Annotated in this window: 13 protein-coding genes and 1 pseudogene; 10 read left to right on the forward strand and 4 right to left on the reverse strand. The window is 70.0% G+C overall.

What is annotated here, in order from left to right; translation table 11 throughout:
• The first annotated feature begins 16 nt into the window (after positions 1-16).
• The 7 genes from ACIQCZ_RS30660 (at position 17) to ACIQCZ_RS30690 (ending at position 9,515) form a co-directional block, all read left to right on the forward strand.
• Positions 17-1,033, forward strand: a complete 1,017-nt coding sequence (locus ACIQCZ_RS30660) for a LacI family DNA-binding transcriptional regulator (protein WP_402286923.1) — start codon at positions 17-19, stop codon at positions 1,031-1,033.
• Positions 1,030-2,580: a sugar ABC transporter ATP-binding protein gene (locus ACIQCZ_RS30665; RefSeq protein WP_402286925.1), complete on the forward strand. Its 1,551-nt coding sequence runs from the start codon at positions 1,030-1,032 to the stop codon at positions 2,578-2,580. The genes ACIQCZ_RS30660 and ACIQCZ_RS30665 overlap by 4 nt, the downstream gene beginning before the upstream one ends.
• On the forward strand, positions 2,570-4,543 hold the full coding sequence (locus ACIQCZ_RS30670) for a substrate-binding domain-containing protein (RefSeq protein ID WP_402286927.1): 1,974 nt from the start codon (positions 2,570-2,572) through the stop codon (positions 4,541-4,543). Before ACIQCZ_RS30665 ends, ACIQCZ_RS30670 begins: the two co-directional genes overlap by 11 nt.
• A 40-nt stretch (positions 4,544-4,583) precedes the next feature.
• Entirely contained in the window at positions 4,584-5,504 is a 921-nt protein-coding gene (locus ACIQCZ_RS30675) for a ribokinase (protein ID WP_402287237.1), read from the forward strand.
• The gene (gene rbsD, locus ACIQCZ_RS30680; RefSeq protein ID WP_402286929.1) at positions 5,501-5,890 is read left to right on the forward strand and encodes a D-ribose pyranase; all 390 of its coding nucleotides are present in this window, start codon (positions 5,501-5,503) and stop codon (positions 5,888-5,890) included. The genes ACIQCZ_RS30675 and rbsD overlap by 4 nt, the downstream gene beginning before the upstream one ends.
• A gap of 686 nt (positions 5,891-6,576) precedes the next feature.
• Positions 6,577-7,278, forward strand: coding sequence for an ABC transporter ATP-binding protein (locus ACIQCZ_RS30685; protein WP_402286932.1), 702 nt, complete (start codon positions 6,577-6,579; stop codon positions 7,276-7,278).
• Positions 7,275-9,515: a hypothetical protein gene (locus ACIQCZ_RS30690; RefSeq protein WP_402286934.1), complete on the forward strand. Its 2,241-nt coding sequence runs from the start codon at positions 7,275-7,277 to the stop codon at positions 9,513-9,515. Before ACIQCZ_RS30685 ends, ACIQCZ_RS30690 begins: the two co-directional genes overlap by 4 nt.
• Before the next feature lie 109 nt (positions 9,516-9,624).
• On the opposite strand, the pseudogene ACIQCZ_RS30695 reads toward ACIQCZ_RS30690, so the two are convergent.
• Positions 9,625-10,375: pseudogene (locus ACIQCZ_RS30695) on the reverse strand (type I restriction endonuclease subunit R); the annotation flags it as partial.
• 589 nt (positions 10,376-10,964) lie between these two features.
• Between ACIQCZ_RS30695 and ACIQCZ_RS30700 the strand changes: the two are divergent.
• The 3 genes from ACIQCZ_RS30700 (at position 10,965) to ACIQCZ_RS30710 (ending at position 15,253) form a co-directional block, all read left to right on the forward strand.
• On the forward strand, positions 10,965-12,254 hold the full coding sequence (locus ACIQCZ_RS30700) for a sensor histidine kinase (RefSeq protein ID WP_402286936.1): 1,290 nt from the start codon (positions 10,965-10,967) through the stop codon (positions 12,252-12,254).
• On the forward strand, positions 12,218-12,862 hold the full coding sequence (locus ACIQCZ_RS30705) for a LuxR C-terminal-related transcriptional regulator (protein ID WP_402286939.1): 645 nt from the start codon (positions 12,218-12,220) through the stop codon (positions 12,860-12,862). Before ACIQCZ_RS30700 ends, ACIQCZ_RS30705 begins: the two co-directional genes overlap by 37 nt.
• Positions 12,863-13,120: 258 nt before the next feature.
• Entirely contained in the window at positions 13,121-15,253 is a 2,133-nt protein-coding gene (locus ACIQCZ_RS30710) for an MMPL family transporter (RefSeq protein WP_402286941.1), read from the forward strand.
• A gap of 346 nt (positions 15,254-15,599) precedes the next feature.
• Here the strand turns inward: ACIQCZ_RS30710 and ACIQCZ_RS30715 are convergent, their stop codons facing one another.
• The 3 genes from ACIQCZ_RS30715 to ACIQCZ_RS30725 all read right to left on the reverse strand — a co-directional run bounded on the left by ACIQCZ_RS30715 (position 15,600) and on the right by ACIQCZ_RS30725 (position 18,285).
• A complete protein-coding gene (locus ACIQCZ_RS30715; protein ID WP_402286943.1) occupies positions 15,600-16,712 on the reverse strand; it encodes an ABC transporter substrate-binding protein in 1,113 nt (370 codons plus the stop codon).
• Between the two features lie 331 nt (positions 16,713-17,043).
• A complete protein-coding gene (locus ACIQCZ_RS30720) occupies positions 17,044-17,676 on the reverse strand; it encodes a class F sortase (protein ID WP_402286945.1) in 633 nt (210 codons plus the stop codon).
• 204 nt (positions 17,677-17,880) lie between these two features.
• Positions 17,881-18,285, reverse strand: a complete 405-nt coding sequence (locus tag ACIQCZ_RS30725) for a hypothetical protein (RefSeq protein WP_376466022.1) — start codon at positions 18,283-18,285, stop codon at positions 17,881-17,883.
• Positions 18,286-18,322 lie beyond the last annotated feature (37 nt).

The raw sequence follows: 18,322 nt of genomic DNA on the forward strand, positions 1-18,322 counted from the left end.
AGGAGGTGGTCCGGAAATGGCGAGCATCAAGGATGTCGCGGCCGAGGCGGGAGTGTCCGTCGCCACGGTCTCCCGCGTTCTCAACAGCCATCCCTCCGTCAGCCCCGACGCGCGCAGACGCGTCCTTGCCGCTGTCGACTCCCTCGGCTACCGGCCCAACGCCGTGGCCCGCTCGCTGCGCACCGATCAGACGCGCACCCTCGGCCTGGTCATCAGTGACGTACTCAACCCGTACTTCACCGAACTGGCCCGCTTCGTCGAGGAAGAGGCCCGCGCGCTCGGCTACAGCGTCATCATCGGGAACGCCGACGAACAGCCCGACCTGCAGGACCATCACGTCCGGACGCTCCTCGACCGCAGGATCGACGGACTCCTCGTCTCCCCGGCCGACGGAAGTTCCCCGCTCCTGCCGGGCCCGGGCGACAGCGGTACGCCGATGGTCTTCGTGGACCGCTGGATCGAGGGCGTGGACGTCCCCGTGGTGCGCGCCGACGGCCGCGACGCGATCCGGGACCTGGTCGCCCACCTGCACCGTCTCGGTCACCGCAGGCTCGCCATCATCGCGGGTCCGGCAGCCACCACCACGGGCAACGAGCGGGTCGACGCCTTCCGCGAGGCACTGCGCGAGCACGGGCTCGCGCTGCCCGACGCCTACATCGGCCAGGGTGACTTCCGGGCGGACAGCGGGCGCCGCGTCACCGAACGCTTCCTGGCCCTTCCCGAACCGCCCGAGGTCGTGTTCGCCGCCGACAACCTGATGGCGCTCGGCGCGCTGGACGCGATCCGCGCGCACGGGCTGAGCGTTCCTCAGGACATCGGGCTGGCGGCCTTCGACGACATCCCGTGGTTCGTGCACACCGCCCCTCCGATCACGGCGATCGCCCAACCGACCGGAGAGCTCGGCCGCTGCGCCGTGCGCGCGCTGGTCGACCTCATCGAGGGACGGACCCCGCAGTCCGTGACCCTTCCCGCCCGTCTCGTCGTACGCAGCTCCTGCGGCGAACACGCTTCGAACCGGAGGAGCAGCCTGTGAGCACCCAGGACGAGTTGCTGCGCATCGAAGGCGTACGCAAGACCTTTCCCGGCGTGGTCGCCCTCGACAGCGTCGACTTCGACCTGCGGAGCGGCGAAGTGCATGTCCTGCTCGGTGAGAACGGAGCGGGAAAGAGCACCCTCATCAAGATGCTCTCCGGTGCCTACCGCCCCGACAGCGGCCGGATCCTGGCCCAGGGGCGTGAGGTCCGCATCCACGGGGCACAGGACGCCGAACGGCTCGGAATCGCCACGATCTACCAGGAGTTCAACCTGGTACCCGATCTCACCGTCGCCGAGAACATTTTCCTCGGCCGGCAGCCGCGCCGCCTCGGGATGATCGACCGGCGCCGCATGGAGGCGGACGCCGAGGTGTTGCTGCACCGTGTCGGCCTGCACGTCTCACCGAAGGCCAAGGTGCGCGAACTGGGCATCGCCCGGCTGCAGATGGTGGAGATCGCCAAGGCGCTCAGCCTCGAAGCACGCGTGCTGATCATGGACGAGCCGACGGCGGTACTCACGTCCGAGGAGGTCGAGAAACTCTTCCGGATCGTGCGACAGCTGCGCGAAGAGGACGTGGGCATCATCTTCATCACCCACCACCTCGAAGAGATCGCGGCGCTCGGCGACCGGGTCACGGTGCTGCGCGACGGCCGCAGCATCGACCAGGTACCCGCCTCGACCCCCGAGGCGGAGCTCGTACAGCTCATGGTGGGCCGCAGCATCGAGCAGCAGTACCCGAGGGAGCGCCCGCAAGCGGGAGACCCCCTGCTCGCCGTGCGCGGGCTGACCCGCAACGGCGTCTTCCACGACGTCAGTTTCGACGTACGGGCGGGCGAGGTCGTCGGCCTCGCAGGTCTCGTCGGCGCCGGACGCACCGAGGTCGCGCGTGCCGTGTTCGGCGCGGACCCCTATGACACGGGCACCGTCGACGTACGGGGCCGGCGGCTGGCCAAGTACGACGTGACCGCTGCCATGGGCGCCGGGATCGGTCTCGTGCCGGAGGACCGCAAGGCCCAGGGGCTGGTCCTCGATGCCTCCGTGCAGGAGAACCTCGGCCTGGTCACCCTGCGTTCGGCGAGCCGCTCCGGGCTCGTGGACCTCAAGGGACAGCGCACGGCCGCCGCCCGGATCGCCGAACAGCTCGGGGTACGGATGGCGGGCCTCGGCCAGCACGTCCGCACGCTCTCCGGCGGCAACCAGCAGAAGGTCGTCATCGGCAAGTGGCTGCTCGCCGACACCCGGGTGCTGATCCTCGACGAACCGACGCGCGGCATCGACGTGGGCGCCAAGGTCGAGATCTACCAGCTCATCAACGAGCTGACGGCCGCCGGCCACGCCGTTCTGATGATCTCCAGCGACCTGCCCGAAGTCCTCGGCATGAGCGACCGGGTGCTGGTCATGGCCCAGGGTCGCATCGCCGGGGAACTCCCCGCGCACGAAGCGACCCAGGACGCGGTGATGGCGCTCGCCGTCAGCGCGGCCCCCATAGCGACTCCCGCAACAACTCCGGCTGTGAACGAAGAGGAGAGCCCCCGTGGCCACTGACACGCTCAAGAGCGATTCGGGCGCGAGTGGCGCCGCAGGACGCACGATCCGCCGCCTCCTGCTCGACAACGGCGCCCTCAGCGCCCTGGTCGTCCTGCTGGTGGCGATGTCGCTGCTCTCCGGCGACTTCCTCACCACCCAGAACCTGCTGAACGTCGGTGTGCAGGCCGCTGTCACCGCGATCCTCGCGTTCGGCGTCACCTTCGTCATCGTCTCGGCCGGCATCGACCTGTCCGTGGGCTCGGTCGCCGCGCTCTCCGCGACCGTGCTGGCCTGGTCGGCGACGTCGGAAGGCGTGCCCGTCTGGCTTGCGGTCGTGCTGGCCGTCGCTACGGGCATCGCCTGTGGCTTCGTCAACGGCGCCCTCGTCTCGTACGGCAAACTGCCGCCGTTCATCGCGACACTGGCCATGCTCTCCATCGCGCGCGGCCTGTCCCTGGTCATCTCCCAGGGCAGCCCGATCGCCTTCCCCGACTCGGTCTCCGTCCTCGGTGACACGCTCGGCGGCTGGCTGCCCGTCCCGGTCCTCGTCATGGTCGCGATGGGCCTGATCACGGCACTGATCCTCGCCCGTACCTACATCGGACGCTCGATGTACGCGATCGGCGGCAACGAGGAGGCGGCCCGCCTCTCCGGACTGCGCGTCAAGCGCCAGAAGCTGGCCATCTACGCCCTGTCCGGGCTCTTCGCCGCGGTCGCGGGCATCGTTCTCGCGTCCCGTCTGACCTCCGCCCAGCCGCAGGCCGCGCAGGGGTACGAGCTCGACGCGATCGCCGCGGTCGTCATCGGCGGCGCCAGCCTGGCCGGAGGCGTCGGCAAGGCGTCCGGCACCCTGATCGGCGCGCTCATCCTCGCCGTGCTGCGCAACGGACTCAACCTCCTGTCCGTCTCGGCCTTCTGGCAGCAGGTCGTCATCGGTGTGGTCATCGCCCTCGCGGTGCTGCTGGACACGCTGCGCCGCAAGGCCGGGGCCAAGGCCGCCACCTCGACAGGTTCCTCCGGCGCCCCGGGCTCGCCGGGGTCCGGCCGCAAGGGAGCCGGAGCGGTGAAGTTCGGGATCGCCGCGCTGTGTGTGGCCGTCGTCGTGGGCGGGGTGTCGTACCTCAACCGTGGCTCCTCCGGCGGGATCACCAAGGTGGGCATGTCGCTCTCCACGCTCAACAACCCGTTCTTCGTCCAGATGAAGGCGGGCGCGCAGGCGGAGGCGAAGGCGGACGGGGTCGACCTCACCGTCACCGACGCGCAGAACGACGCGTCGCAACAGGCCAACCAGCTGCAGAACTTCACGAGCTCCGGAGTGAAGTCCATCATCGTCAACCCGGTGGACTCCGACGCGGCGGGCCCCGCCGTCCGGAGCGCCAACCAGGCGGACATCCCGGTGATCGCCGCGGACCGAGGCGTCAACAAGGCGAAGACCGCGACGCTGGTGGCCTCCGACAACGTCGCGGGAGGCAAGCTCGCGGCGAAGGCGCTGGCCGACAAGCTCGGCGGCAAGGGCGACATCGTCATCCTGCAGGGCACCGCGGGCACCTCGGCCAGCCGGGAGCGCGGAGCGGGCTTCGCCGAAGGACTCAAGGCGTACCCCGGCATCAAGGTCGTGGCCAAGCAGCCCGCGGACTTCGACCGCACCAAGGGTCTGGACGTCATGACCAACCTGCTCCAGTCCCACCCCGACGTCGCCGGTGTCTTCGCCGAGAACGACGAGATGGCACTCGGCGCGGTCAAGGCACTCGGCAGCAAGGCGGGAACGTCCGTGTCCGTCGTCGGATTCGACGGAACCCCGGACGGCCTGAAGGCGGTCGCGGGGGGCACGCTGTACGCCTCCGTGGCTCAGCAGCCGAGGGAACTGGGCAGGATCGCCGTGCAGAACGCGGTGAAGGCCGCCGAGGGCAAGAAGGTCGACAGCACGGTGAAGGTGCCGGTCAAGGTCGTCACCGAGAAGAACGTCGCCGACTTCTCCTGAGCGGGACCCGAGCACTGTCCGACCACGGAAAGCAGGAATGATGCACGAGAACGAGCACGACCGGTACGACCTGCTGGTCGTGGGTTCGGCCAATGCCGACCTGGTCATCGGTGTCGAACGCCGCCCCGCCGCCGGTGAGACCGTGCTCGGCTCCGATCTGGCCGTCCACCCGGGCGGCAAGGGCGGGAACCAGGCGGTCGCCGCCGCCCGTCTCGGGGCCCGCACCGCCCTGCTTGCCCGGGTCGGCGACGACGCCCATGGCCGCCTGCTGCTGGACTCGCAGCGGGCGGCGGGAGTCGACACGAGTGGCGTGCTCGTGGGCGGGGCACCGACCGGAGTCGCGCTGATCACCGTGGACCCCTCGGGCGACAACAGCATCGTGGTGTCGCCCGGGGCCAACGGCCGGCTGACCCCCGAGGACATCCGGGCGGCCGGGCCCCTCTTCGAGGCGGCCCGGGTCGTCTCCGTGCAGCTGGAGATCCCGCTGGACACCGTCGCCGAGGTGGCGGGTGCAATGTCACCCGGCACCCGGCTGGTACTGAACCCGTCCCCGCCCGCGCCCCTGCCCAACTCCGTGCTCGCCGTCTGCGACCCGTTGGTGGTCAATGAGCACGAGGCGCGCTACATACTGGGGGAGGCCGCTGGGGCCACGCCCCGGGAGTGGGCGCGAGGGCTGCTGAAGCTCGGCCCGCGGTCGGTCGTGGTCACGCTGGGCGCGGCGGGCGCGCTCGTCGCCGACAGCCGTACGGGTGCGTTGGTCACCGTCCCGAGCCCTCAGGTCGAGGCCGTGGACACGACCGGGGCGGGTGACGCGTTCACCGCCGCTCTGGCCTGGCGCCTGGGTCTGGGCGAGGAGCTCACCGTAGCTGCGGCCTTCGCCGTCAGGGTGGGCGCGGCAGCCGTCACCAGACAGGGCGCGCAGGCGTCGTTCCCGACCGCAGAGGAAGTCTCCGGGCCGTGAAGAAGAAGGGAATCCTCAACCGCCATCTCGCCGGGGCGCTGGCGGAGTTGGGCCACGGCGACGGGGTACTGATCTGCGACGCGGGCATGCCCATTCCGCCCGGTCCCAGGGTGGTCGACCTGGCCTTCCGGGCCGGTGTCCCGTCGTTCGCCGAGGTGGTCGACGGGCTGCTGGACGAACTGGTGGTGGAGGGCGCGACGGCGGCGCACGAGGTCCGCAAGGCCAACCCGGAGGCCGCACGGCTCCTGGACGAGCGCCTCCCGGAACTCACCCACGTACCGCACGAGGAACTCAAGTCGCTCTCGGCGGGCGCCCGGTTGGTGGTACGGACCGGGGAGGCGCGACCGTACGCGAACGTGCTGCTGCGCTGCGGGGTCTTCTTCTGACAGAGGCCGCGAGACACTGGGGGCCGCTGCGAGGGAGCCGTGCCGGGAATGGAGCCGGATCACCGCCCTGACCGAAGGTGCCGGCCTGCCGACGCCCGGACCAGGACCCTGGTCGCGCTGTCCGAAGCCCTCCACGGAGCGGAGCGGCCGGAGAACGGCTATCCGCTCATGGTCAAGAGCCGCCACAGCCGGCGCGCGGACCTGGACGCCCGTGTGGACGGTCCGGCCGAGCGATCGCCGCGTCGGTGCTCGGATTTCTCGTGCTCGTTGGGGCGGCTCCGGCGCTCGCATACCAGACAGCGACGCTCTCCGGCACCGGCCAGGCTCGGGTCTATGACAATTCGACGGCCAACGGTGCCAAGGTGGGAGCCTGGGACAGTACTTCTGATGCCAACCCGGTCTACGCTCAGTACTACCGTAGTGCGAGTTCCGGCACCCAACGGAACCTGTGGAACAAGCTCGGGTCCGGCACCGAGACCTACTCCGGTACTGGGAGTTGGGTCATCAAGGCGAGGATATGTGAATCCCAGATGGCCCAGCCGGACGACTGCTCCGTATATGTGGCGATGAGTCACTGACCCGAGGCGTACTGAGGGGCTCCGTCGCGACGGTCAGCCCGATTGGTATCGCGTCCGCAACCTGTTGTCGCCCTCGCGACCGACCGGCCGGCTGAGAGAGACCGTGTGATGCAAGTGAACCACCCCGTTCTGGAAGTCCGCGACCTCTGCTACTCCGTGGCAGGCAGAGCATTGCTCGATGGGGTGGATCTCACTCTCCCCGCCGGTCGGTCGATGGCTGTGACCGGGCCCAGTGGCACAGGAAAGAGCACTCTGCTCAACTGTGTTCTCGGGCTGATCCGTTGGGATCACGGCGAAGTGTGTATAGCCGGCCAGGACCTCGCTCGGCTGAAGCCGCGGAGTCTGGCCAGGCATCGGCGCGACACCATGGGCATGGTGTTCCAGTTCGGCTTACTGTTGCCCGAGTTGACGCCGGTTGAGAATGTCGCGCTGGCCGCGCTCCTGGCGGGTGTGAAGCGGGGTGAGGCCTTCGGCCGGGCACGTCGGTTGCTCCTGGAACTCGGCGTGCCCGTGGAGGGAACCACGACCGCGGAACTGTCCGGTGGAGAGCGGCAGCGGGCCGCGGTGGCGCGAGCCCTGGTGAACCGTCCTGCTCTGCTCCTGGCCGATGAGCCCACGGGCTCGCTGGACGCGCGCAATCGGGAGGCCGTGGCTGACCTTTTGTTCTCCCTCCCCGAACAGTGGGGATGCGCGGTTCTGGTGGTCACGCACGACGAGTCGGTGGCGGCGCGCGCCGACCAACGGTTCGCCCTTCACGAGGGCCGGCTCGTGGAGCAGGGGGCGTCAGTGCTCCGAGGCGGCGCCCGGTGAGAGCCAACAGTTCCCTGGGAAGCCAGCTGCTGCGCATGGGACGTGCTGCCGGTCACGGCTCCGTGGACGGTCGTGTGCGCTTCGTTGCCCTGACGATCGCCACGGCGGTGCTCGCGGTTACCCTGCTGGCCGCGGCGGCGGCCGTCGCCACATACGAGGAGCGCACGGAACGCGGGGCGGCGCGCACGCCCGTCATGCGTCTGCAAGAAGGTCGGGCGCTCGCAGAGGCTCCGCTCCGAATCCAGCTGTTCCTCGATGATGTGAATGACCGTCAGGTCGAGGTCGTCTTTGTGGACCCGGTGACCTCCGACGCCCCGCTGCCCCCTGGGGTGGCACGCTGGCCGGGCCCCGGCGAGGCGGTGCTGTCGCCGGCGCTCGCCGCCGACGGGATCGGAGACCGGTACGGGCATGTTGTGGGTGGCATCGGGCCGGAAGGGCTGGCGAGTCCAGGCGAGCGCTACGCCTATGCGCGACCGGTCCAGGGGCGACTCACGGTTGAGCACGCCATGCTCGCCACAGGGTTCGGGGCCAAGGACGCGGGAGGTTTCGGGGACCTTGCCACGGTGCGATCGCTGTCCGTCTTCCTCACTTTGCTGGTCGCGATGCTCGGTCTGCCTGCGGGCCTGTTCGCGGTGGTGGCCACCCGGCTGGGTGCCGCGGGACGTGACCGCCGTACGGCGCTGCTTGGTGCAATGGGTGGCTCACGCCGACAACTGGCGCTGCTGAGCACCGGTGAGGCGGCACCCGCTCTGCTTCTCGGCACGGTACTGACGGTGCCGGTGATGACAGCGGCCCTGGTAACGGATCTGCGGATTCCTTGGGTCGGCTATGTGCTGGCAGCCGCCGACATGCGGGCTCACGCGGGGCAACTGGTCTGTTCCGTGGTGGTCGCTCCGGTGCTGCTCGCCCTTCTGGTGGTCCTGATGCACCAGTGGGCGGGGCCCGGCCGGTCCACCCGCCCACGCGGCGAGGGCCGGGGGCGTCTGGTGAAGGTGGGGGCCGGTTTGTGCCCTGTGTTCCTGGGGATCCTGAGCTGGTCGCCGACGGCGTTCGCGACTTACGGCGCCAGCCAGACCGTCGTACTCGTATCGCTGCTCGGCACGGTCGGTGCACTGGCCACCCTGCCTGCGGCTATTGCCCTCTTGCTCGCCGCAGCGGGCCGTGGCGTCACGGAACTGGGGCGCCGCCGCGGGTATCCGGGAACACTGCTCGCGGGCCGCTGGACTCAAGGACGCCCCGGCTATCTGTCACGCCTGGTGGCGGGCGTGGTGATAGCGGTTGGGCTGTTGAGCGTGGTGCAGGTGTATCCGAGCATGCACAGCGCCTCCGTTCAGGGAGCCCTGGACATGCGGGAACGGTTCGGGCACAGCATCCTCACGGTCCAGCTGCCGCACGGTGCCGAAAAGAGGACCGGACCATGGCTGGAGAAGCTGCCCCCCGGGGCCGAGGTGGCCTTGCTGGACTCGACACTGGGACTGGCGAACGGCGCGGGCGAGGTGAGGGAGGGGCCGGACGGCCCCGTCGAGGTGAAACAAGCCGTCACGGTCAGCGGCAGCTGCGGTGCTCTGAGGGGCCTTGGCCTTGAGTGCCCGAGCGCGCGGGGCGACCGGGATGTGCCTCTCTCCGGAGCGACATCGGCCCTGCGCGCCCTGCTGCCTGCCTCCGTCAAGCAGGTTGGCGTGAGTCGTGCCCCCTTTGCTCCGCGTCAGGGCAACTTGTTCGTCGTGTACTCGCCGAGTGGCGATGCGCTGCCGCTGGGCAAGCTCAAACGCGACGCTTTGGCCGTACTGGGGCCCGGTGCCTTGGTGGAGAGCGTGGGACAAGGATGGATCGGGGGCGCCGCCCTGCTGTCCTCCCAGTTGCGGTGGGTGACCTTGCTCGGCGTTGCGGGAGTGGCCCTGGTGGCGCTGGCGGCAGGGTTGAACTGTCTCGCCGAGGTCGTGCGATTCGCCCGTTCCATCGCCCCGGTCTCCGTGGTGAGCGGCAGCAGAAGGGTGTACGCGAGCGTGGCCGCGTGGACCCTCGCCGTGCCCCTCTGCGTCGCTGCGGTCCTGGGTGCGCTCAGCGCGGTCTGGGTCACCCTGCCCTACACCACCCCGCCGCGGAACGGGGAGCTGCCGCCGCAGATGCTGACCGCGGCAGTGGCGGTGCTGTGCGTGCTGGCGGTGACCGTGGCGAGCCTGGCAGCCCTCAGCGCGGTCCGGGAGTCGAGGCGCTGGCGCCCCCGGCATGATTGATAGGGCCGGGTTCGTCGGGCTCATCGCCGACTGAGCAACGTACGCGGGAAGGTCCCGCCGCACGCCGAACCGGCGTCGCGGCGGGACCGTCCCCGTGTGTGTTGCGGGACTACTCGCCCACGCCCTCCTTGCTGCGGATCATCCGCCACGCCGCACGGCGCGCTGCGGTCCAGTCCGGACTTGAGCCCCTTGTCGGGGCCGAAGTACTGCCTGCCCATGCCGGCAATCGTGTCGATGTGGTCGGCCACCTTGTCGGCGAAGGCCTTGCCGAAGTTGTCCACGTCGTCGTTGGCGACGGCTGCCGACCGGACCTTCTTGTCGGCCTTGGCCTCGTTGAAGGGCTGGATGACGTCCTGCTCCGTGAAGTCGGTGCCGAACTTGGCGTTGAACTTCTCGATCAGCTCGGACTGCAGTGACTTCTCGGCCTCCGCGGCGCCACCCGTACCCCCTCCGAACCCCTTGAGTTCTGCCGGGCCCTTGGAGGTGAGCGACTTCTCGTGCTCGCCGGTCCCTTCCCCCGCAGGTGGCTGAGGTCGATCTCGCGTATGTCGACTCCACCATCGGCGCGGCGCGGAAGCCGATTCAGGAGGTATCGGCCACAGAGGTGCAGCCGTTCCAGCGCGGCGTCGCAGCAGGGAACGGTCGTGCGAGGAACCCGTACTTGCGCACGTAGTCGCTCAGATCGGGGCGGAAGTTCTCGGCGGTCTCCACGTCGTCGTCCTCCTCGCCCTCTAGGAGCAGCGTGAACTGGCCGACGGCAGGAGACAGCAACGGGAAGAACTTGGCGTGCAGCTGTTCTCACTTGGCCGGCGAACCGGCCGCTTCTCCTTCGCGGCGAAGTGCGCGGCGGCGAACTCGCCACTGTCGTGCCCGGATCCCGGTGAGGGGGAGAGCAGCCCGAGGCTTGTGGTGGATGGGCGCGGCATCGTGATCGCCGGACGCGCGGATGTCTCGGTGCGCCCACCGAGTATGCGACTCCTCGGTTCGGCCATGCAGGAGATCAGACGTCGATAACCGGACCGGCGCGTGGTAGTCGTACTCGGCAGCGACCTGGTCGACGTCGTTGACCACGAGGAACAGGGCATCGTCGAATGAATGACGACCGAGGGAGACGTCCTGGCGGTTCCACCGACCTTGCCCCAGGCGGTCCTGAACGTGGCACGGCAACTGGACGCGCTGATCGTGTCCATGGAGGACCTGACCTGGTTCTGGGCGCGCGTACCAACGGTGGGGAATCAGAATCCTGTACGCCACCTGACGGTGCGATCCAGCACAGCGTCGATCCGCGCACCCCGTGCCCCGGGCCGGGCCACCGTCTCCCCGGCGGAGGACCGGGGAGGGGGTCTAGGTCCCCCCTGGAATCGGGGTGGCAGGCCCAATGCCTGCCAGGGCGACCTCGCGCAGACTCTTCTCCGACGGGATCGAGGGAGCCCGCAGGAGGAGGCCGGAATGAAATGGCGCGCATCACTCGCAGTGCGGCAGGCTCCGTTGCGGGGGCTCGCCCTGGTCGCGCAGAAGGTGCCTCAGGTGGCCCTCTTCGTGCTCATGGTGTTCTCGTCGGCCTCCCTGGGTCTCGGTGTGGGTGTTCTGCTCCTGCCCGTCGTCGTGACGGCCGTCCGCCGGCTGGCCGACCGCTCCCGTCGGCTGGCCCGCGACTGGTCCGGGGTCACGATCGCGCGGCCCTACCGTGAACTGCCGGAGCCGGAGCCGGGCCTCGCGGGACGCTGGGGTCACTGCCTGCGGCTGCTCCAGGACCCGGCGACCCTGCGGGACACGCTGTGGACGATCACCGACCCGGTGATCGGCACCGTCCTCGCGCTGTTGCCCGCCGCGCTGCTGGTGTACGGACTTGAAGGTCTCGTTCTCCCGTTCGTCTGGGACCCCCTCGTCTCCGCCGGGTACCACGACCACTACGCCGGACTGATCGATGTGAGCGGCGAACGAGGGGTGCGCACCTGGCTGATGCCTCTGCTCGGCGCCGGCTTCATCTGGCTCGGACTCCGGACGGGACCCCTGCTCCTCACCGTCCACGCCCGCTTCACCCGCAAGCTGCTCGGCCCGCGGATCGACGAACGACTCGCGTCACGCGTAGGCCATCTGACCCGCACCCGAGGAGAGGTGATGGACAGTCAAGTCGCGGAACTCCGCAGGATCGAACGTGATCTGCACGATGGCGCGCAGGCCAGGCTGGTCGCGATGGGAATGAACCTGAGCACCGTCGGCCGACTGCTGGACACCGATCCCGAAGCCGCCCGCGCGCTGCTCCTGGAGACCAGGGACTCCTCCTCCAAGGCGCTTGGTGAACTCCGTGATCTGGTAAGGGGAATCCACCCGCCGGTTCTCTCCGACCGCGGGCTCGGCGACGCCGTGCGCGCCCTGGCGCTGGACAGCCCACTGCCGGTCGACGTCGCGGTCGAACTGCCGGGCGGGCTCGACGCCCCCGTGGAATCGGCCGCCTACTTCGCCGTCGGTGAACTGCTCACCAACGTGGCGAAGCACGCCGGGGCGGAGCATGTCTGGATCGACGTCCGCCACGAACGCGAGGCTCTGCGCATCAGCGTGGGCGATGACGGCTGCGGTGGCGCGTCGGTGGCGGCGGGAACCGGGCTCGGTGGAATCGAGAGGCGCATCGCCGCGTTCGACGGCGTGCTTTCCGTCAGCAGCCCTCAGGGCGGACCGACCATGGCGACGATGGAGATCCCGTGCGCATTGTTCTCGCCGAAGACCTCTTCCTGCTGAGAGACGGGCTCGTCCGGCTTCTGACGGCCCATGGGTTCGAGATCGCAGCCGCCGTGGACGACGGACGGGAACTCCTCGACGCACTGGTCGAGCACCGGCCCGACATCGCGCTGGTGGATGTGCGGCTCCCGCCCACCTTCACCGACGAGGGGCTGCGCGCCGCGATCGAGGCACGACGCCGGATGCCCGCACTCCCGGTTCTGGTTCTCTCGCAGTACGTCGAGCAGCTGTACGCCCGTGAGCTGCTGGCGGACGGCACGGGCGGTGTCGGCTATCTGCTCAAGGACCGGGTCTTCGACAGCGGCCACTTCGTCGACGCGGTCCGCCGGGTCGCTGCGGGCGGCAGTGCGATGGACCCCGAAGTGGTCGCGAAACTGCTCAGGAGCAATGCACGCGACGAACCGCTCACCCGGCTCACCCCACGGGAGCGCGAGGTTCTCGGACTTGTGGCGGAAGGACGTTCCAACGCCGCCATCGCCGGCCGGCTCGGCGTGAGCGAGAAAGTCGTCACCAAACACACGTCGAGCGTCTTCGCCAAACTCGATCTCGCGCCGTCGGACGACGACAACCGCCGGGTACTCGCCGTACTCGCCTATCTGAACACCTGAGGCCTGCCGGCGGCATCGAGGGGCGGCCACCGGCATCGAGGGGCGGCCGTCGGCCGAGGGCACGGCCGCTCTCCGCCGGGCCGGCACGCCACGTACCCGGCATTCGCCGCACGGCGGCGCACAGGCCCGGTACGGACGCCACCAGAAGCTCCGCACAGGTGCCGCGACGCCTCGACGGGCTTCCCGCGCCCGATGAGTCATGCCCGCATCCGGCGACAGCACATGTCACCTTTCCCTCTCATGGACGAGGAGTCCCCCATGCCAGGACCGCGCGAACGAGCCGACCGGCTTCTGAGACCGACCGGCGGACGAAGGGGCAAGTGGCTGACGCTCGTCGTCTGGCTGATCGTCGTGATGGCTTCGGTGCCGCTCGCCGGACAGCTGTCGGAGATCGAGAAGGACAGCCTCACCGTCGAACTGCCCCGCGGCGCCGAGTCCACCGAGGTGGCCGGGCTCGCCGACCGCTTCGACGAGGGCAGGATCTCGCTCGGCATCGTCGTCTACGTCCGCGACAGCGGAATCACCGCACAGGACCGGGCCAAAGTCGCCTCCGACGTCGCCGAGTTCGCCACCCTGGCGGCAGGAGGCGTCGAACCGGCCCGCCCCTCGAAGGACGGCAAGGCCCTGACCGCGTTCGTCCCCCTCGACAAGCGGAACAGCAACACACTGGCGGACAATGCCGAGAACGTGCGCGACCGGGCCACCCGCAACCGGCCCGACGGCCTGGAAGTCCGGCTGACCGGCCCCGCGGGCAACTCCCTCGACGCCGCCGACGCCCGGAAGTCCACCGGTCGCGCGCTCACGCTCATCACTGTCGTCATGGTCGCCGCGCTGCTGCTCATCGCGTACCGCAGCGCGATCCTGTGGCTGGTTCCCCTCCTCGTGGTGGGTGTCTCCTTCGTCACCACCCAGGCGGTCTCCGTCCTGCTCGCCAAGGGGTTCGGCCTGACTGTCGGTGGTGGGAACGAGATCGTCGTCACGGCCCTGCTCTTCGGTGTGGGCACCGATTACGCGATGCTGCTGCTCGCCCGCTACCGCGAGGAACTGCGCGTCCACGAGGACCGGCACCGCGCCATGCGGTCCGCGCTGCGTGGGGCCGTACCGGCCATCGCCGCCTCGGCCGCGACCGTATGCGCCGGCCTGCTCTGCCTCACCCGGGCCGATGTCGGGTTCAACCACACGCTGGGGCCGAGCGGCGCCGTCGCGATCGTCTGCGGACTCGCGGCGATGACCACGCTGTTCCCGGCCGTGCTCGTCCTGCTGGGCCGCTGGGTGTTCTGGCCCCGGGTACCGCGGGCCGGGGTCGTCCCGCAGAAGGCGGACCGCCGCCCGTGGGACCGGGTCGGCGGCCGGATCGCCCGACGCCCGCGGTTGGTGTGGCTCGGCTCCGCTCTCGTCCTTGCCGTGCTGGCCCTCGGCTGCCTGGGCCTGCGGACCGGGCTGGACGACGAGCACCTGGTCATCGGCAGGCCCGGCTCGATCGCGGGACAGGAACTGCTCGCCGCCCACTATCCGGCCGGGCAGAGCCGGCCGGCCGAGGTGATCAGCAGGGCCGAGGCGGCGCCGGCGGTCGCCGAGGCCCTGAAGCACGTCGACGGGATCGCCGAGGTCACGCCCGCCACCGTCTCCACCGACGGCGAACTCGCCGAGACGAAAGTCGTGTTGTCGGCGGACGCGGACAGCGTGGCCGCCGCTCGCACCGTGGATCGGATCCGGGTCGCTGTCCATGGCATCCCCGAAGCCGAGGCACGGGTCGGTGGTCCCACCGCCCTGGCCCGGGAGAAGGCCCAGGCGCAGGCACACGACCGCAGGGTGGTCATCCCGCTGGTGCTCGTCGTGGTCTTCGTCGTCCTGATCGCACTGCTCAGGGCTGTGGTGGCCCCGGTACTCCTGATGCTGACCGTGGTGCTCTCCTACTTCGCCGCACTCGGCATCAGTTGGCAGCTGTTCCAGCACGTCCTGGGCTTTCCCGCCGTCGACGTCCAGGTCATGCTGATCGGCTTCCTGTTCCTGGTCGCCCTCGGTGTCGACTACAACATCTTTCTCGTCCATCGCATCCGTGAGGACGTGGGGCATCACGGCCACCGAGCCGGCGTCCTGTCCGGACTCACCGCCACGGGCGGGGTCATCACCGGCGCGGGCGCGGTCCTCGCGGCGACGTTCGCCGCCCTCACCACCGCCCCGCAGGTGGCTTTCGTCGAGATCGGCGTCGTGGTGGCGATCGGCGTGCTGATCGACACCTTCCTGGTCCGCTCGGTCCTCGTCCCGGCCCTCGCCCTCGACGTGGGCCCCGCCTTCTGGTGGCCGGGGCGGCCGATGGGCCGGGACATCGCGGTGCCGGCCGCCGCCGACGGGTCACCGGGCGGGGCGGCCCCGGGTGTGAATAGGTGAGGTGCAGGAAATCCTGGTGAGACTGATCGACGACGACCGTGATCCGATCGCGCTGAGGCGTACCGACGCGCACCGGCCGGGCATGGCGGTGCGGATCTGCACGGTCCGCTACGTCGGCCGGTTCCTGGGCGAGGACCGGCTCGCGATGCCGTGCCGTGGACACCCGTTGAGTCCTCAGGTCAGGCGCCGCTCGGCTGCCGCGCGGCATTCCGAGAATGTGGTCGGGCTCCGGCCGCGAAGCCGGGAGCCCGTATTGACACGTGGACAGGTGGACAGGTGGACAGGTGGGCAGCGTCAGGTTCGGACACATCCGGGCAGATCCGGGTAGTCGGACCTTCGTGCTCTCTCAGCCGGCGTGAAGGATCCGAAAGCGATCGGGTTCCGCCGGGTCTCGATCAACGACTTGGACCGGCGGCCAAGCCCATTGCCACACGTTGATGCCCGGCGTGCGGGAGAACTGGATTCGCCCGCGGGTGCCCTCGACCGCAACGTGCGGCCAGGACTCGGCCGTGCGCGCCCGGTCCTCGCCGCGGGAACGCAGCACATCGGCGAGGACGGCGATCGTGTCGTAGCCCTCGAAGGCGACGAAGGAGGGCGCTTGGGCCAGCCGTTCGCGGAGGGCCGTCTCGACTCGTGCACCGAGTGGGCTGAGGCGCTCGGGCAGGTAGCGCAAGAACGGGATCGCGGCGCTGTCGTCGCCCAGCAGCGTTGCCCATTCGGCGAACTCCGGTTGTCCGGCCGGAGCACCGATCGTGATTTCGGCGAGGCGCCGGTCGTGGCGGACGGACTTGACGATCGACACTGCCGGCTCCGGGTGGCCGACCAGAAGAAGGAGGGCTGTCGCGCGGCTGTCGACGAGTGCGTCGCACACGGCCGCGGGGGTGAGCGCGCGCATGTCGAGTTCGATGACGGTGCCGCCGCGCGGAGCGAGACGGTCCCGCAGAATGCGGGCCCCGGATGTCCAGTAGACACTCGAATCCGCTGCCACGGCGATTCGGCTGTGGCCCGCGCCGAGGAGGAAGTCCGCGTAGATCCGCCAGCCGTGGGACTGCGCCGGGGCGAGGCGCGCGACCCATTCCGTCGGCTGTTCGGTGAGCGTGTCGAGAACCGCTGACGAGCAGAGGAACGGCAGGCCCAGGGCGTCGGCCCTGGTGGCGGCGGTGCGAGCGACGACGCTGTGATACTCACCCGCCAAGGCGGCCACGCCGAGGCGAGCCAATTCATCCACGGCCGCCGCGGCCCTTCGTGGGTCAGCCGCGGTGTCCCGGACCACCAGCTCAAGCGGTCTTCCGACGATCCCGCCGGCGTCGTTCACTTCGCGCACGGCCAGTTCGAGTCCAGCGAGCAAGTGTTGGCCGGCCTCGACCCAGCCGGGCCGGGTCAGCGGAACGAGAGCGCCGATCCGGACGGATGATCCGTCAGTCCGTTCCGCTCCGGGCGGTGGTGGTGGCGTAGTCATGCGTCGGCGTCTCCCGTGTGGCGATTCGGTTGCACTCTGCCCGTACAGCGGAGTGGCAAGGCCCGGTGGTACGCGTTCATCTCGTCCCGCCGTGGCGGGCGCACCCGGGCGACCATGCCGGACATTGCATCCACCACCATCGCCGACAAGCAACCGATTATCTGTTCGCTGGGCTGCCGGGCTTCGAGAAGCCTTGGCGCGCTCAAGCGATCAACGCATCAACGTCATTGAGGAGTTCGGAGCAGACAGCTGACGGGCTCCGGTGTCCGTGGACCGCGCGAGGGCGGTCACGATGGTCTTGCGCTCGGCCATCTCCCGGTGCCGGTCGCGGTCAGCTCCGTGCGGCGTACACGATGAGGTTGTCGACAGGGTGGCCCTGCGCGTCGAAGGCGCCGTCGCAGGTGATGAGACGCAGCACGCGTTCGTCGGTGGCGCCGTAGACCTTCTCCGTCGGGAAGGTCTTCTTGCTGACGGTCTCGGTGCCGGTGACCCGGAAGTGGAGTTCCGCTCCCCGGTCGTTGCGGATCGCGATGTCCGCACCCTTGCGGATCTTCTTCAGGTCGTGGAAGACGGCTTTGCCGAAACGGGTGTCGTTGTGTCCGATGACGACCGCGGCGCCACGCTCGCCCGGGGCGGCGCCACCGGTGTACCAGCCGGCCGTCATGCCCTTCTCGGCGGGTGGGACCTCGACGGTGCCGTCCTTGTTCAGACCCAGTCGCATCAGCGGGCTGTTCACCCCGATCGAAGCAATGCTGAGCTGGACGGGGGCCGCTGCGGGCTCGGACCCTGCGGGCCTGCCGGTCTCGTCGGGACCGGTGTCCTTCGAGGAGTCGCGAGGAGCACTCGCCCTGGTGCCCGGTGTGTCGGACGCTGCGTCCACGGCGTCGGAGGAGCAACCGGTGAGGACGAGACAGACGACCACCAAAAGTGCGGCGCGCCAGAACGGGGGAGGCGTGGGGGACATGAGGGCTCCAGATCGGGACGGAGATCGGCAGTGGCGCCGCCCGGCAGGGGCGGCGCCACCAGGGGGAGGTGCGGCCGTTGCCGACGGTCGATCGATGTGCGGCCGATTGACGTGTGGTCAACTGCCGCACGTCGTCAACCGCACGTCGTCAACCGTCGTGCTTCGCGGTCGGTTGCCGTGAAGGCTGCTGTGGCACGGGCGGTTTCAGCCGTTGCGCTGCGCGGCGGAGCGTCGGCGCAGCACCACCGTGCCCGCTCCCGCGACGAGCAGAGCGGCGGCGGCCGAACCGGCGAGGGCGGTGGTGCTGTCGCCCGAGGTACCGGCCGGCCGCTCGCCCGCGGCGACGCCACCGCGCGGAGTGACGGCGGCCGAACCCCTGGCGGCGCCGGCTCGCTCGACGCTCGGCACCGGAGTGGGACGGTCGCCCGCGGCGACGCCGCCACGGGGTACCGCCGACGGCTGAGCCGCCTGCGCGGCCGGGGCGGACCGGTCGACGGACGGGGACGGCACAGGAGTGCTGTCGGCGAAGGCCGCGGCGGACGGGACGAGTACCGCGCCGGCCGCCACGGCGGCGAGGACTGCGGTACGCAGGGACAGGCGGTGGGACATGGGATGGCTCCATTCCAGGTCGGCCTCGGAGGTGCCC

Origin of the sequence: Streptomyces sp. NPDC093149, from assembly GCF_044754145.1 — a bacterium.
In the GTDB taxonomy this organism is placed as follows: Bacteria; Actinomycetota; Actinomycetes; order Streptomycetales; family Streptomycetaceae; genus Streptomyces.